Here is a 12,372-nt window from a genome sequence, read left to right on the forward strand (position 1 = left end):
TGACGACCGGCGGGATCCGGATCGCTTGGATGGTAGGCATGAGCACAACCACTGCACTCGCAGCGGCTCCGCGGGCAGAGACGCGGCAGCGCTGGCGCTTCATCGACTCGCTGCGCGGGTTCGCGGTCCTCGGGATCCTGCTGGTCAACGCGGTCGACATCATCAGCCCCGGGATGGACCGCATCCTGGCGGGCGGCGCGATCGTCCAGGACCCGGTGCAGGACGCGCTCTTCCTCACGGTCCAGACTCGCTTCGTGCCCAGCTTCGTCTTCCTGTTCGGCATGAGCCTGTGGATAGTGCTCGACGGCGCCCGCAACCGGTCCCGGCGCCCAGGCCTCGTGCTGGTCCGCCGTATGCTCGGGCTCGCTGCCATCGGCGGGCTCCTCATGCTCGTCTACCCCGGGAACGTGCTTCTCGAGTACGCAGTCGTCGGCCTGCTCATGCTGCCGGTCGTCCACTTCGCGCCGCGCTGGGTGACCCTCGGGGCCGGCGTCGCGCTCACGGGCGTCGCATACGCCATGTTCGGCGGAGGGCTTGCCGCTACGCCTGGACTGATCCTGCTCGGCGCGGGCGCTGCGGCCCTCGGCCTGCCCCGCGTCCTCGAGACCTCGCGCAAGACCGTCGCCATCGCGTTCGCGGTCGCCGCCGTGCTGACCGTGCCGGCCCTGATCTGGCAGCTGACGGCCGCTCCCGGCGACCCGCGGTTCACGAACCCCGGCGGGATCGCGGGCCTGGTCATGGCCGTGCTGTACGTGACAGGTCTGGCGCTGCTGTGGCACACGCCCGCGCGGCGAGCGATCGCCGCGGTGTTCGAGCCGCTGGGCCGGATGGCGCTGACGAACTACGTCGGGGCCGCGATCGTGATGGCTCTGGTCGCGCGGGTGTGGGACTTCGGCCAGCTGACCAGCGTGGCGCCCGTCGTCGTGCTCTCGCTCGTGGTGATCGCCGTGCAGTCCGTGCTCAGCCGCCTCTGGCTCAGGTCCTTCGTCTACGGCCCGGTCGAGTGGCTGTGGCGCAGCGTCACCTGGCTGCGGCCCGCGGCGCTGCGCCGGTCCGGAGCACGCTGATCACTCCGTGTCGCGGACGGCGTCGATCACGTCGTCGAGGAGCCGCACCAGCCGGGCCGCCTCGTCGGGTCCCAACCGGTCGGTGATCCGGTCCTCGATGGTGGCGATCGCGCCGTCCGCTGCCTTCAGGGCCTCCCGGCCCGCGTCGGTGAGGTGGAGCTCCTGGATGTGCCGGTGGCGGGGATGCGCGCGGCGCTCCAGCTGCCCCTTGTCGTCCAGGCGCGCGACGAGGGATGCGACCGCCTGGGGCGTGACGTCGAGCCGGCGGGCCAGCTCGGCCCCGGTGAGGCCGGGCTCGGTGTGCACCAGCATGAGCAAGGAGTAGTGCGCCGCCGCCATGCCCAGCGGGCGCAGCTGCTGGTTCTTGAGGGTGCGGGCCGCGAGCTCGGCCCGGCGCAGGGCCCAGAGCACCCTGCCCGGAGCGTCGCCGCGCACCGGCTCGTCGTCGTCCCGTGTCATGGCGTCATGTTACAAGCATCTCAGTAGCATCAAACGCTTGATAGTAGTAATGCGTTTGCCTATATTGGATTGCATGACGGACACCACCCGAACCGCGAGGAGCGCGACCATGGCAGACCGGCCTGTCGCCCTGATCACCGGAGCAAGCAGCGGGATCGGCGAGGCCATGGCGGCGACGCTGGCCGCCGACGGGTACGACCTGGTCCTGGTCGCTCGCCGCCGCGAACGGCTGGAGATGCTCGAGAAGCAACTGGCGGACGTCGGCGCGGCGAGCGAGATCATCTCGGTCGACCTCTCCGAGCGCGCCGGCATCCAGCAGGTCGCCGTCCGGGCCGCCGCCGGGGACATCGACGTGCTGGTCTCCAATGCGGGGGTCAGCGCGTACGGGCCGTTCGAGGAGATCGCCCCGGAGGACCTGGACCATGCCTGGACCCTCAACGCCGACGCGACGCCGTTCCTCGCGCGGGCGGCACTGCCCGGCATGCTCGGACGCGGACACGGCGGGATCATCGCCGTGTCCTCGACCCTCGCCTTCAGCGCGGGGGCTCCGCCCCGTGCGGGAGGCGGCCCTGCCATGCCCAAGCGGGCTCTCTACGTCAGCGCGAAGGCCGGGCTCGTCGCGTTCGCTCGTGTTCTAGCCACCGAGCTGGACGGCACCGGGGTGCACGCCACCGTGGTGTGCCCCGGGCTCGTCTCGTCCGAGTGGAACGACGGCGCCTCGCGTGTTCCCGTCGCGATGTCCCCCGAGGACGTCGCCACGGCCACCTGGTCGAGCTTCACGCGTGGCGAGGTCGTCTGCCTGCCCGGGCTCGAGGACCTCGGTCCGCTCGACCGGCTGGCGCAGGCCGAGCTGGAGATCGCCTCGGGGAACATCACGCCCGCGCTGGCGAGCCGGTACCAGGGCTGACCGGCAGGCCGCCGGCCCCCTGGCCCGGCGCTCCGCCCTCGCCGGCCCGGGGTCAGCGGCCTCGGAAGTGACCGGCCAGGGCCCGCGCGAGGTCCGCCGGATTCTCCTCGGCGACGTGATGCCCTGAGTCGATGCCGAACCCGTCCACGTCGTCCGCCCACTCGCGCCAGATGACCAGGGGGTCGCCGTACAGGTCCTCGATGTCGTCCCGCAGCGACCACAGGACGCGGAGCGGCGCGGTGACCCGCCGGCCGGCAGCGCGGTCCGCCTCCTCGTGCGCGCGGTCCACCGTGAGGCCGGCGCGGTAGTCCTCCAGCATCGCGCGCACCACCTCCGGACGGGCTACCGCGGCCATGAGCTCGGCGTGGTTCTCGGCGCCCATGGCGGCAGGGTCGACGTTCGGCCCGTACCAGGCGACCGGATCGGCGTTGATCACGCGTTCCGGGATGTCCGGCTGGGCGAAGAAGAACCAGTGCCACCACTCCGTGGCGAACCTCGCGTCCGCGCGGCGGAGATGTTCGCTGATGGGTACGCAGTCGATCAGCGCCAGCCGCTCGACCGCCCGCGGATGGTCGAGGGCCAGCCGCAGCGCCACGTAGCTTCCGCGGTCGTGGCCCGCCAGGCAGAACCGTTCGTGGCCCAGGTGCCGCATGACCGCGAGCATGTCGCTGGCGACCGCCCGCTTCGAGTGCGCGGTGTGCTCCGGGTCAGCCGCGGGGCCCCGCGACCTGCCGTATCCGCGGAGGTCGGGGCACACCACGGAGAAGCCCGCGTCGACGAGCCGGGGAGCCACGCGGTGCCAGGTCGCCGACGTCCGCGGATGGCCGTGCAGGAGGAGGACAGGCGGACCTGACCCGGCATGCCGGACGAAGACGGACGCACCGTCTGTCTGTACCTGCTCGGTAGCGAATCCCGCGAACACGCCTCGAGATTATCGAAGCGTCACGGGCAGTGCGGGACCGGTGCGCTCCAGGTGCTGCTCGACCGGTTCGAGACGTAGTAGTCGCTGACCCAGCGACCGTCGCGCAGCTTGTTCCACACCCTCGTGCTCCCGACCGTGCTGCCCTGGTCCTGGCACACCACGTGGGCAAGAGCGCCGCGTGGCAGCGGGCTTCCGGTGATCGCGTACGAGGTCCCGGGCCCGGTGCGGGCGTTGAGCGAGGAGGTGGTCACCTGTCCCGGGTAGATGCACCGCGGGAGCGACCGGGTGAACCCGGTGTTCGACGGCGTCGAGACGTAGTAGTCGCTGACCCACGCACCGCTGGTCAGCCGGTTCCACACGGAGGTCGTGTGGACGTTCTGCCCCGTCGTCTGGCACATCACGGACAGTGAGGCGCCCGGCGAGTAGGAGCGGACGACGGGGTAGGTGGGCGACGGGCCGGTGCGGGCGTTCAGCGACGTACTGCTCGTCACGCTGTAGGTGCGTGCGACGGTGGCGACGGGCGCCCTGAGGGAGTCGGAGTCGATGTTGATGGTCACCCCGCCCCACGTCTCGTCGTGGTCGCCGCGGTACTGCTTCGCCCGCTGGTAGTCGGCCCAGTGCGAGTTCGGCGCGGTCGGCCAGCCGGTCAGCGCGGAGCTGCCGTCCCAGCGGGCCATCCACACCGCGTCCGGGCGGGCGTACGTGGTCGAGTCGTACGAGTCGGAGAGGTCGCGCAGCCCTGAGTCCTGATGGACGTACACGCCGGCCAGGTACCCCGATTGGTGCAGCTTCTTCGTCCACGCCGAGACGTATCTGAGCACCGCGGTGCGGCACGACGAGACCGCGCGGTCGTAGTGCTCGATGTCCGCGTACAGGGCGCTCCCCGGCAGCAGGCCCAGCGCCTTGGCCTGCGTGACCGCGTCACTGGCGTCCGAGGTTCCCCGGGTCGTGGCGTTGTCGGCGGTGAAGAGGTTCGGCTTGTCACCGAACATGCAGTACGGCTGGTAGCCGAGGTAGGTGGGCAGCAGCTTCCAGCCGCCCGCGACGGCGTCGCGGACCCAGGCCGAGGTCAGGTTGGGCTGTGCGCAGGCGCGGTTGTTGCCGCCGAAGTAAATGTTCACCGTGCTGTACGGCGAGGTGCCTTTCCAGGCCTGCAGCGCGGCGAGCGACGGCGCGGTACAGGCGTCGAACCCGAGGCCGACGGCGCGCGTCACCGTCGAGCCCGACGGGTACAGGACAGGGGTCTCGGGCTCGGCGGCCGCGGGGACTGTCAGCCCCGCGAGGAGGATCGCCAGGCTGCTGCCGAGTACGGCTGCAGCGCGGAGGATCGTGTGTCTGGCGGCCATGGCGCACCTCCTGCTGACGGACCGGTCGTCCTGTCGAAAGTGTGCGCCTGTTCGCGTCCTTGCGCGAGGGACGAATGCCCCGATCTCCGGCGCAGTTTCGGGGTTCACCCGCTCCGCGTCCGGCGTCGGGGTGCCTGTTACCGTCGCCGCCATGGAAGATCCCACGTCGCGGGAGCACGTCTCTCAGGAGCACGTCCCTGAGGAGCAGGAGACAGTGCTCGAGACCGATCGCCTCCTCCTGCGGCCCTGGCGGGTGTCCGAGGCCGCGGTACAGCGTGAGATGTGGACCGAGCGCGACCCGCGGGTCCCACCGCACCGCCGGATCGACGCCGACGGTCGCCCCAGCCTCGAAGACGTCGAGGGCTGGATCCGCGGCCAGCCGCGATCAGGTTCTCTCGCCCTGCTTGCGGCAGAGCGCAAGGGGTCCGGTGACGTCGTCGGCTACTGCGGGCTGATCGCCAGCACCCACGGGCCGGACGACGAGCCGGAGCTTGCCTACGAGCTGCTGCGCCGGGCCTGGGGTCACGGGTACGCGACGGAGGCCGCGCGGGCGGTGCTCGGCTGGGCGCACGAGTCGGGCTACCGACGTCTCTGGGCGACGGTCCGGGCCTGGAACGTCGCCTCGCTCGGCGTGCTGGCGAAGCTCGGGTTCGCCGAGACCGGCCGCGTGGAGCGCGACGAGGTGCACGGGGACTCGCTGTTCCTGGCGAAACAGCTGTGACCGGCCGGGCGAGCCGGCCGGCGGCCCGCACCGAAGGTCGCCGGGCTACCGGCGGCGGCGCGGCCCGAGCCGCTCGGAGACGTCCGCGCGGGTGACGGTCAGTGTCTCCGAGTCGATCACCGTGCGACGTGCCCAGGAGGCTTCGCGGATGTCGATGAACGCGCGGATGCACTCGGCACAGCCGTCCAGGTGGAGCTCCAGGCGGCGCGCGCGGCGAGGCGGAAGGTGCCGGCCGAGGTAGTCGTGCATGGCGGCGCGCGTGGAGCGGCACTCGGGCCCGGTGACGGCACGGAGATGGGCGACACGGGGTGTCGCTCCTGTCCGGACCTGGTCGGGCAGCGGGAAGTCCGCCATGGAACCGTTGGCCTCACCTTCGGCGTCGAGGACCGCGCGCAGGTCATCGATACCCAGGTCAATGGCGATCGTCACGCGTCCCAGCCCCCTGTGCGCACGGCGTCCGGTTTTGACCGGCTGGGTCCTAGTTTTACTGTGGATGTGGATACATCGAAATTTGGGTGTGATATGCCCTTTGTAGAGACTGAGTCAGTCCGGCGTGAAGACGTCCTCGATGGCGCAGCCGAAGGTCCGGGCGATCAGGAAGGCCAGCGGTAGCGACGGGTCGAACCGCCCCCGCTCGATGGAGATCACGGTCTGGCGTGAGACGCCCAGGGCGCTCGCCAGGTCGGCCTGGGTCCACCTGCGTTCCAGGCGGCGGGCCGCCACGTCGTTCTTCACCGGAGCGAGCGGTGCCGGATCACGGCGTAGCGCAGGCCCGCGTCGACCACGCCCAGCCCGATCACGGCGAGCAGAGCCGGTAGGGCCGGCACGTCGAACCTGCCGAACATGAGCACGACGGCGGCCACCACCGTCGCCACCAGGACGTCGAGGAAGGCGCCCGCGCCGGCCTGCTTCAGCCAGAGCGACTCGGCGCTCTCGGCGCCGTGCACGTCGCGGGTCACCGTGTGGTCGGAGACGAAGATCCTGGCCCCGAGCGACAGGGCGGGGTAGGCCGTGCACATCGCCCCGATACCGGCCGCGAGCCAGAAGTCGCCGGGGTTGGTCGCGCCCACCAGCAGCGCGACCGCGATGGTCGCGACGGCGGCGAAGACACCGGCCAGGACGTAGTGGGAGATCGGTGCGTGCCGCGTGCCTGGTGCCGTGCCGGTCGGGTCGACCATCGTTCGCCTCCGCTGTTTGTCAAGTGTGCTTTACTCGTATCAGAAGTAAAGCACGCTTGACTCGCCGACGCCAGCAGGAGTGCCGGGGGAGTCGCACCCGTCTCCGTCGGGCCGTCCTCAGCCCAGGTCGAGCAGCTGTGCGTGCAGGTCCAGCAGGCTCGTCGCCCGCAGGTCGAACGTGTCGTCCGGGCCGGGCGGGTCGCCGTCGGACCGGGGCACGTAGGCCGTCCGCATGCCGGCCTTCGCGGCGGCCCGCAGGTCCCAGGCGTGCGCGGCCACCATGACCGGGGTGCCGGATCCGGTGGGTGCGCTGTCGGTCGCCAGCGCATAGATCGCCTGGTCCGGCTTGTACGTGCGCGCGTCCTCGCTCGACAGCACCTGGTGCCACCGCAGCCCGGCGTTCGTGCTGATGCCGGCCAGCACCCGGCGGCTCGCGTTCGACAGGCCGAGCGCCGTGAAGTCGGCGGCAAGCAGGTCCAGGCCGGTCACGCTGTCCGGCCAGGGCTCCAGCCGCTCGGACGCGTCGGCGAGCCGTGCGGCGGCGTCAGGCGGCAGCAGGTCCTCGCGAACCAGCACGCTCAGTGCCTCGCCGTCCAGCTCATGACTGGGTACGAAAGCGCGCCGGCCCTCGACGATCGCGCATTCCTGCTCGGCGACGTGTCCGAGCCACCGGCCGGCCACCTCCGCTGCCGCACCGCTGTCGATCCCGGCCACCGCCGTCACGCGCCGTTCCATGCTCCCGGTCTGGTCGACCAGGGTGCCAAGGACGTCGAAGACGAGGGTCGGCCGGGCGGTCCCTTCCGTCGCAGGTTCCATCTCTCCACCGTAGATGAACGTGCTGCGGGCCGACTGGCATGGGCGGCCGGCGCCGGCCGAGCGCGGTCGCCAGTGGGGGATTCGCGTCAAGTGCGAGTGGACCGACTCATGCCCAATGTGTTTGTACTGGTAACCACACGGAACGGAGAAACGCCATGACGCAATCCACGCACGCGACGCGCGTCCGGGCACCACACCAGTGGCTCGCCCTCACGATCGGCGTGGTCTATCTCCTGGTCGGTATCGCGGGATTCTTCGTGACCGGGTTCGACGGTTTCGCGGAGCACGACCACGACCAGACGTTGCTCGGGTTCGCGATCAACCCCCTGCACAACATCGTGCACCTCCTGATCGGGCTTCTCGGCGTCACGATGTGGTCCTCGCCGAGCCGAGCACGGACGTTCGGCTGGCTGCTGGTGATCGGGTACGGCGCGGCGTTCGTGTACGGCCTGGTCGCGGTCAACAACCCGGACATCAACTTCCTCAACATCAACGCAGCGGACAACTGGCTGCACATCCTGAGCGTCCTCGCGGGGCTGGCCATCGCGCTCTGGCCTCGCCGGGGCGCCGGGAGCACCTCACCCGGACCGCGACAGCTCTGATCGCGCTCTGGATGCGAGTGGGCGGTGACCGCCCTGGCGTCAGGGGGCGGCAGCGCGGTCCAGGACTGCGCTGCCGCACCACGACGACGGACGACTACTCCTTGTGCAGGGCGTCCTGTACTGCGCCAGCCGCCTTCTCCAGCGTCTCCGGGCGCCCGGTGGTCCCGTGGAAGCGCACGTCGGGCTTGGTGGGCGGCGGGGCCGGCACGCCGGCCGGCGGCTCGGCCACGTACTCGAACTCGCCCTTGCCGTCCGGCGTCGGACCGCTCGCCCAGCTTCCCTCCGACGCGGCCTGGCCGTCCGAGAAGTTGATGTACTGGTAGGACACCGCGCGGTCCTCCTTGCTCACCGGGAACGTGCTGGGCACCGGCAGGTCCTCGATGCCCTCCTCGCGCAGCTCCGCCGCCGCCGCGATCCACTGGTTCTGGTGCATCGTGTCGCGCGCCAGCAGGAACGACAGGAGGTCCCGCACACCCGCGTCGTCGGTCATGTGATAGAGCCGGGCGACCTGGAGCCGGCCCTGCATCTCGGCGTTCGCGTTCGCCGTGAAGTCCGCGAGCATGTTGCCGCTGGCGGTGACGTACCCGGCCGACCACGGGTTCCCGTTCGAGTCGACCGGACGGGCGCCCGCGCCGGCGACTATGGCGTGCTGCGGGTCGGTGCCGCCGATGATCGCGCCGACCGTCGGGTCGTCCTGCATCGCTCCCTCGGTGACACCGAGCGGTGCCTTCTCGAGCAGCTGCGCGATCATCGTCGCCAGCATCTCGACGTGGCCCATCTCCTCGGCGCCGATCCCGTAGAGCAGGTCGCGGTACTTCCCTGGCATGTGCGCGTTCCACGACTGGAACCCGTACTGCATGGCGACGGTGATCTCGCCGTACTGGCCACCGAGCACCTCCTGCAGCTTGCGGGCGTAGACGGCGTCGGGCTTGTCTGGCTTGACCGTGTGCTGCAGCTCCTGGCGGTGGAAGAACATGGCGGTACTCCCTCAAGACGGTCCATCAGGTGGAGCCACCCGCGGTCGCGGGCGGCAGATCCACTGTCTGTGTGCGGTTCGACCACTCGCACACGGGCCCGGCGCGGGGTCGCGCGGACGCCTGGGGATTTTTCAGATTCCGGAATCTGAGCCCGAGACGGTTCCTCGTGCGAGCCGATTCACCTCGGCCTAGCGTGACCAATATCGACGTCTATAGAGGGGGTTGGTTGCCATGGTTGACAGCTCTACGGATGAAGCGAAGTCTCGCCCGAGGTTCCACCGTGCCTATTCCTTCGGCATCGTCACAGGGATCTTCTTCATCGTGTCGTGGGTCGGCCAGTTCGTCTTCCAGGCCATCGCGGTGCGGAACGACGCCGCGGAGCACGGCTCGGAGTTCACCTGGTCCGACTTCTTTCCACAGTTCCTCTCGTCCACGTTCGAGAACTGGCAGTCGGAGTTCCTCCAGCTCGTCTGGCAGGCAGCCGGCTTGATGCTCTTCTACTTCTGGGGTTCCTCGCAGTCCCGTGAGGGCGAGGAACGCGTCGAGTCCAAGATCGATGCCCTCCTGGAGGAGCGCGGCATCGACCCGGAGAGCCTGGACCGTGTGGTGAAGGACCGCGCGGACGGCAAGAGCTCCTGAGGCTTCGCTGCTCCGGATACGCCGAAGGGCCCCGACCTCATCAGGTCGGGCCCTCGCGATGTCCCAGGTCCTCGGGGCTCAGCCGGCGTCGAACCGGTCCTCACCCTCCTTGTCCGGGTTGTCCTCGGGGTGCTGGCCGGTCTCCCCGTCCGAGATCTCGTCGTCCGCCGGGATGGCGCCGGTGATGCTCCGGTCCTCGGGATCCGGCACGTCCTTCCGGTCCTCGCTCTTGCTCTCGCTCTCGCTCATTCCGGCTCCCTCCAGGGCCCGACGGCGGCCCTCAACGGCGTCTCTGGACTGTGCTCCGACGCTACGGCGGCGGCGTCGGGCTCGCATCCAGACGCTGTCCTAGGAGTCGCTGCGCAGGCCCCGGAGGGTGTACTCGGAGCGTCGGCGGTAGCCCTCGCGCGGCTGCTCGGCACAGGCCCGGGCGATGATGCCGCGCTCCCAGATGAGGAGCCAGACGTCCTCCGGGGTGAGGTCCGCCCGGACCTCGCCGGTGGCCTGCGCGTCGGCGAGGAGCCTCGCGGCGTTCTCGTTGGCGTGCTCGCACAGGGCGTTCACCGCTCCGGAGGTGGGCATGGACCGCAGCAGGACGTCGTTCGCGGCGGGCTCGTCGTACTGGAGCAGCCAGATCTGCCGTAGGTAGCTCTCGAACCGTTCGACCGGGTCCTCGATCGCGCCGACCGCCGTGATGATGCCCGTGATGCGCTCGGCGACGAGCTCCTCGACCACCGCGTCGATCAGGCCCTGCCGGCCCCCGAAGCGGTGGTAGATGGTGCCCTTGCTGACGCCCGCCGCGCGCGCCACGGCGTCGAGCGGGGTGTTCAGCCCGTGGGCGCGGAACACGTCGAGGGCAGCCAGGCGGATGCCCTCGACGTTGCGCTGCGCATCGGCGCGCAGGCGCGGGTTCTCCGACGTCACCGACCGGCCCCGGCAGAGGCGGGCGTGCCGACCGTCTCGGCCCAGCTCGTGCCCAGCGCCTGCAGGAACGCGTCGACCGGCTGTGCGCCCGAGACGGCGTACTTGCCGCCGAAGACGAAGAACGGCACACCCTGGATGCCGTACTGGTGGGCCTGCTGGATGTCGGCCTCGACGGCGTCCGCGAACTCCCCGCTCTCCAGCGCGGCGAGAGCGGCGTCGCGGTCCAGGCCGACCTCGGCGGCCAGGTCCGCCAGGACCTGGTGGTCGGCGACGTTGAGCCCGTCGGTGAAGTACGCCTTGAACAGCTGCTGGACCAGCTCGTGCTGCTTGCCGTGCGCGGCCGCGAAGTGGCTGAGCTGGTGCGCGGTGCGGGTGGCCACCGCCTGGGCCTGGTCCAGGCGGTAGTCCAGGCCGATCTGGCGGGCACGCTCGGTGACCTGGTCGTTCATCGCCTGTGCCTGCTCGCGCGGGAGGCCGTGCTTGGCCGACAGCAGCTCGGTCGGGGTGACCGGGGCGTCGTCGTCGGTCAGGTGGGGCATCAGGAGGAAGCTGTGGTAGCGGATGTCGACGCCGGAGGCGTGCGGGAACTTCTCCAGGGCCTGCGCCAGGAGCGTGTCACCCATGTAGCAGAACGGGCACATCACGTCGCTCCACACGTCGACCACCAGGCGGTCCGTGGCCTGGCCGAAGGCCTCGCCGGCCATCAGGAGCACACCCCGTCCAGGTCGCAGACGCCGAACGCGTCGCCCGTGGGCAGGAGCTCGAACGGCGACGCGGGCACGGGCGACGCGGCGGCGTCGACGGCCTCGGTGGACTTCTCCGCGGGGGAGCCGACCACCGGGGCCGGATCCGCGATCACATTACTTGACGTCATGGTCAAGAACCCTAGGCGGAACTTGAACCATGCGTCAAGATCGCTGCCCGCGGCTCAGTCGAGGACTGCGAACGCCTCCACCTCGACGAGCACATCGGGCTCGAACAGGTAGTCGACGCCGATCAGCGAGACCGGCGGCAGGGGCCGCGGGATGCCGAGCTCGTCGGACACGCTCTCGAGGCCCTCCATGAAGTCGCCCATCTTCTTGGGGCTCCAGTGCGTGACGAAGAACCGGAGGCGCACGACGTCGGCGAAGGTCGCGCCGGCGCCGGCGAGGCCACGCGCCGTGTTGCGGAGCGCCTGCTCCACCTGGCCGGTGAGGTCGCCGGGCGCTATGTGGTTCGCCTCGGCGTCGCGCGCGATCTGGCCGGCCACGTGCACCTGGCGGCTGCCCGTGCCGACCGAGACGTGGTGATAGGGGACTGGCTGGAACATGCCCTCGGGGGTGAGCAGCTGCACGGTCATGGAAGGTCCCTTCGTTGCGGGTCTAGCTGGTATCTCATGTCTACCTGGTGTCCGAAAGGAACTTCAACGAGACTAGGTTTCATGCCGGATACCACTCAGCCCGCCGAGCGCATCCTGATCTCCGCCCATCACCGCGAGCTCCTCGACCAGGTGCTCGACAAGTGGTCGCTGCAGGTGCTGGACGAGCTGTGCGAGCAGCCGCTGCGGTTCAACGAGCTGCGCCGGGCCATCCCGGTCGTCACCCAGAAGTCGCTGACGGCGACGCTGCGGCGCCTCGAGCGCAACGGCATGGTCGACCGGGTCATCGTGAGCTCGCGCCCGATCGCCGTCGAGTACCGGATCTCGGCGCTCGGGCGATCCATCCAGGACCTCATCGACGCGCTCTTCCACTGGAGCGCCGAGAACATGCCCGACGTCGAGCGGGCGCGGGTGCGGTTCGACGCCGAGGACTGAACCCGGAGCGTGACGCGGCCTG

At 70.4% G+C, this 12,372-nt stretch carries 19 protein-coding genes; 6 read left to right on the forward strand and 13 right to left on the reverse strand.

Annotated features, from left to right (window positions below; translation table 11 throughout):
* Positions 1-38 precede the first annotated feature (38 nt).
* Complete coding sequence (locus tag ACNYC2_RS01920) at positions 39-1,067, forward strand: DUF418 domain-containing protein (RefSeq protein WP_419705432.1); 1,029 nt, start codon at positions 39-41, stop codon at positions 1,065-1,067.
* On the opposite strand, the gene ACNYC2_RS01925 is transcribed toward ACNYC2_RS01920, so the two are convergent.
* Positions 1,068-1,526, reverse strand: coding sequence for a MarR family winged helix-turn-helix transcriptional regulator (locus ACNYC2_RS01925; protein WP_419705433.1), 459 nt, complete (start codon positions 1,524-1,526; stop codon positions 1,068-1,070).
* A gap of 109 nt (positions 1,527-1,635) precedes the next feature.
* On the opposite strand from ACNYC2_RS01925, the gene ACNYC2_RS01930 reads away from it, so the two are divergent.
* Positions 1,636-2,433: an SDR family NAD(P)-dependent oxidoreductase gene (locus ACNYC2_RS01930; RefSeq protein WP_419705434.1), complete on the forward strand. Its 798-nt coding sequence runs from the start codon at positions 1,636-1,638 to the stop codon at positions 2,431-2,433.
* A 52-nt stretch (positions 2,434-2,485) separates the two neighbouring features.
* Here ACNYC2_RS01930 and ACNYC2_RS01935 read toward each other — a convergent pair whose 3' ends face one another.
* Both ACNYC2_RS01935 and ACNYC2_RS01940 read right to left on the reverse strand, forming a co-directional pair.
* Complete coding sequence (locus tag ACNYC2_RS01935) at positions 2,486-3,355, reverse strand: alpha/beta fold hydrolase (RefSeq protein WP_419705435.1); 870 nt, start codon at positions 3,353-3,355, stop codon at positions 2,486-2,488.
* 20 nt (positions 3,356-3,375) lie between these two features.
* On the reverse strand, positions 3,376-4,701 hold the full coding sequence (locus tag ACNYC2_RS01940; protein ID WP_419705436.1) for a glycoside hydrolase domain-containing protein: 1,326 nt from the start codon (positions 4,699-4,701) through the stop codon (positions 3,376-3,378).
* Positions 4,702-4,852: 151 nt separating this feature from the next.
* Here ACNYC2_RS01940 and ACNYC2_RS01945 point away from each other — a divergent pair, with 151 nt between their 5' ends.
* Positions 4,853-5,422 carry a GNAT family N-acetyltransferase gene (locus ACNYC2_RS01945; protein ID WP_419705437.1) on the forward strand — a complete coding sequence of 190 codons (570 nt, stop codon included), beginning with the start codon at positions 4,853-4,855 and terminating at the stop codon, positions 5,420-5,422.
* 45 nt (positions 5,423-5,467) lie between these two features.
* On the opposite strand, the gene ACNYC2_RS01950 is transcribed toward ACNYC2_RS01945, so the two are convergent.
* The 4 genes from ACNYC2_RS01950 to ACNYC2_RS01965 all read right to left on the reverse strand — a co-directional run bounded on the left by ACNYC2_RS01950 (position 5,468) and on the right by ACNYC2_RS01965 (position 7,416).
* Positions 5,468-5,851: a zf-HC2 domain-containing protein gene (locus tag ACNYC2_RS01950; RefSeq protein ID WP_419705438.1), complete on the reverse strand. Its 384-nt coding sequence runs from the start codon at positions 5,849-5,851 to the stop codon at positions 5,468-5,470.
* A gap of 114 nt (positions 5,852-5,965) precedes the next feature.
* The gene (locus ACNYC2_RS01955) at positions 5,966-6,157 is read right to left on the reverse strand and encodes a helix-turn-helix transcriptional regulator (RefSeq protein ID WP_419705439.1); all 192 of its coding nucleotides are present in this window, start codon (positions 6,155-6,157) and stop codon (positions 5,966-5,968) included.
* The gene (locus ACNYC2_RS01960) at positions 6,154-6,600 is read right to left on the reverse strand and encodes a hypothetical protein (RefSeq protein WP_419705440.1); all 447 of its coding nucleotides are present in this window, start codon (positions 6,598-6,600) and stop codon (positions 6,154-6,156) included. The genes ACNYC2_RS01955 and ACNYC2_RS01960 overlap by 4 nt, the downstream gene beginning before the upstream one ends.
* A gap of 117 nt (positions 6,601-6,717) precedes the next feature.
* Positions 6,718-7,416: a haloacid dehalogenase type II gene (locus tag ACNYC2_RS01965; protein ID WP_419705441.1), complete on the reverse strand. Its 699-nt coding sequence runs from the start codon at positions 7,414-7,416 to the stop codon at positions 6,718-6,720.
* A gap of 155 nt (positions 7,417-7,571) precedes the next feature.
* On the opposite strand from ACNYC2_RS01965, the gene ACNYC2_RS01970 reads away from it, so the two are divergent.
* Complete coding sequence (locus ACNYC2_RS01970; protein WP_419705442.1) at positions 7,572-8,018, forward strand: DUF4383 domain-containing protein; 447 nt, start codon at positions 7,572-7,574, stop codon at positions 8,016-8,018.
* A 94-nt stretch (positions 8,019-8,112) separates the two neighbouring features.
* On the opposite strand, the gene ACNYC2_RS01975 is transcribed toward ACNYC2_RS01970, so the two are convergent.
* Positions 8,113-8,994 (reverse strand): manganese catalase family protein, encoded by an 882-nt coding sequence (locus tag ACNYC2_RS01975; RefSeq protein WP_419705443.1) that lies wholly within the window; start codon positions 8,992-8,994, stop codon positions 8,113-8,115.
* Between the two features lie 232 nt (positions 8,995-9,226).
* On the opposite strand from ACNYC2_RS01975, the gene ACNYC2_RS01980 reads away from it, so the two are divergent.
* On the forward strand, positions 9,227-9,634 hold the full coding sequence (locus ACNYC2_RS01980; RefSeq protein ID WP_419705444.1) for a DUF6766 family protein: 408 nt from the start codon (positions 9,227-9,229) through the stop codon (positions 9,632-9,634).
* Positions 9,635-9,712: 78 nt separating this feature from the next.
* Here the strand turns inward: ACNYC2_RS01980 and ACNYC2_RS01985 are convergent, their stop codons facing one another.
* The 5 genes from ACNYC2_RS01985 to ACNYC2_RS02005 form a co-directional block, all read right to left on the reverse strand.
* Entirely contained in the window at positions 9,713-9,883 is a 171-nt protein-coding gene (locus ACNYC2_RS01985) for a hypothetical protein (RefSeq protein ID WP_419705445.1), read from the reverse strand.
* A gap of 99 nt (positions 9,884-9,982) precedes the next feature.
* Positions 9,983-10,558: a TetR/AcrR family transcriptional regulator gene (locus tag ACNYC2_RS01990; RefSeq protein WP_419705446.1), complete on the reverse strand. Its 576-nt coding sequence runs from the start codon at positions 10,556-10,558 to the stop codon at positions 9,983-9,985.
* The gene (locus tag ACNYC2_RS01995; RefSeq protein WP_419705447.1) at positions 10,555-11,262 is read right to left on the reverse strand and encodes a DsbA family oxidoreductase; all 708 of its coding nucleotides are present in this window, start codon (positions 11,260-11,262) and stop codon (positions 10,555-10,557) included. The genes ACNYC2_RS01990 and ACNYC2_RS01995 overlap by 4 nt, the downstream gene beginning before the upstream one ends.
* Positions 11,262-11,432 carry a hypothetical protein gene (locus ACNYC2_RS02000; RefSeq protein WP_419705448.1) on the reverse strand — a complete coding sequence of 57 codons (171 nt, stop codon included), beginning with the start codon at positions 11,430-11,432 and terminating at the stop codon, positions 11,262-11,264. The genes ACNYC2_RS01995 and ACNYC2_RS02000 overlap by 1 nt, the downstream gene beginning before the upstream one ends.
* 54 nt (positions 11,433-11,486) lie before the next feature.
* The gene (locus ACNYC2_RS02005; RefSeq protein WP_419705449.1) at positions 11,487-11,897 is read right to left on the reverse strand and encodes a RidA family protein; all 411 of its coding nucleotides are present in this window, start codon (positions 11,895-11,897) and stop codon (positions 11,487-11,489) included.
* Between the two features lie 81 nt (positions 11,898-11,978).
* Here ACNYC2_RS02005 and ACNYC2_RS02010 point away from each other — a divergent pair, with 81 nt between their 5' ends.
* Positions 11,979-12,350: a winged helix-turn-helix transcriptional regulator gene (locus ACNYC2_RS02010; protein ID WP_419705450.1), complete on the forward strand. Its 372-nt coding sequence runs from the start codon at positions 11,979-11,981 to the stop codon at positions 12,348-12,350.
* Positions 12,351-12,372 lie beyond the last annotated feature (22 nt).

The organism is Promicromonospora sp. NFX87, assembly GCF_048564965.1.
Lineage (GTDB): Bacteria > Actinomycetota > Actinomycetes > Actinomycetales > Cellulomonadaceae > Promicromonospora.

Coding starts and splice junctions, on each gene's coding strand:
- ACNYC2_RS01920 (WP_419705432.1), top strand. CDS start 39: ATGAGCACAACCACTGCACTCGCAGCGGCTCCGCGGGCAGAGACGCGG.
- ACNYC2_RS01925 (WP_419705433.1), bottom strand. CDS start 1,526: ATGACACGGGACGACGACGAGCCGGTGCGCGGCGACGCTCCGGGCAGG.
- ACNYC2_RS01930 (WP_419705434.1), top strand. CDS start 1,636: ATGGCAGACCGGCCTGTCGCCCTGATCACCGGAGCAAGCAGCGGGATC.
- ACNYC2_RS01940 (WP_419705436.1), bottom strand. CDS start 4,701: ATGGCCGCCAGACACACGATCCTCCGCGCTGCAGCCGTACTCGGCAGC.
- ACNYC2_RS01945 (WP_419705437.1), top strand. CDS start 4,853: ATGGAAGATCCCACGTCGCGGGAGCACGTCTCTCAGGAGCACGTCCCT.
- ACNYC2_RS01960 (WP_419705440.1), bottom strand. CDS start 6,600: ATGGTCGACCCGACCGGCACGGCACCAGGCACGCGGCACGCACCGATC.
- ACNYC2_RS01965 (WP_419705441.1), bottom strand. CDS start 7,416: ATGGAACCTGCGACGGAAGGGACCGCCCGGCCGACCCTCGTCTTCGAC.
- ACNYC2_RS01970 (WP_419705442.1), top strand. CDS start 7,572: ATGACGCAATCCACGCACGCGACGCGCGTCCGGGCACCACACCAGTGG.
- ACNYC2_RS01975 (WP_419705443.1), bottom strand. CDS start 8,994: ATGTTCTTCCACCGCCAGGAGCTGCAGCACACGGTCAAGCCAGACAAG.
- ACNYC2_RS01980 (WP_419705444.1), top strand. CDS start 9,227: ATGGTTGACAGCTCTACGGATGAAGCGAAGTCTCGCCCGAGGTTCCAC.
- ACNYC2_RS01985 (WP_419705445.1), bottom strand. CDS start 9,883: ATGAGCGAGAGCGAGAGCAAGAGCGAGGACCGGAAGGACGTGCCGGAT.
- ACNYC2_RS01995 (WP_419705447.1), bottom strand. CDS start 11,262: ATGGCCGGCGAGGCCTTCGGCCAGGCCACGGACCGCCTGGTGGTCGAC.
- ACNYC2_RS02000 (WP_419705448.1), bottom strand. CDS start 11,432: ATGACGTCAAGTAATGTGATCGCGGATCCGGCCCCGGTGGTCGGCTCC.
- ACNYC2_RS02005 (WP_419705449.1), bottom strand. CDS start 11,897: ATGACCGTGCAGCTGCTCACCCCCGAGGGCATGTTCCAGCCAGTCCCC.
- ACNYC2_RS02010 (WP_419705450.1), top strand. CDS start 11,979: ATGCCGGATACCACTCAGCCCGCCGAGCGCATCCTGATCTCCGCCCAT.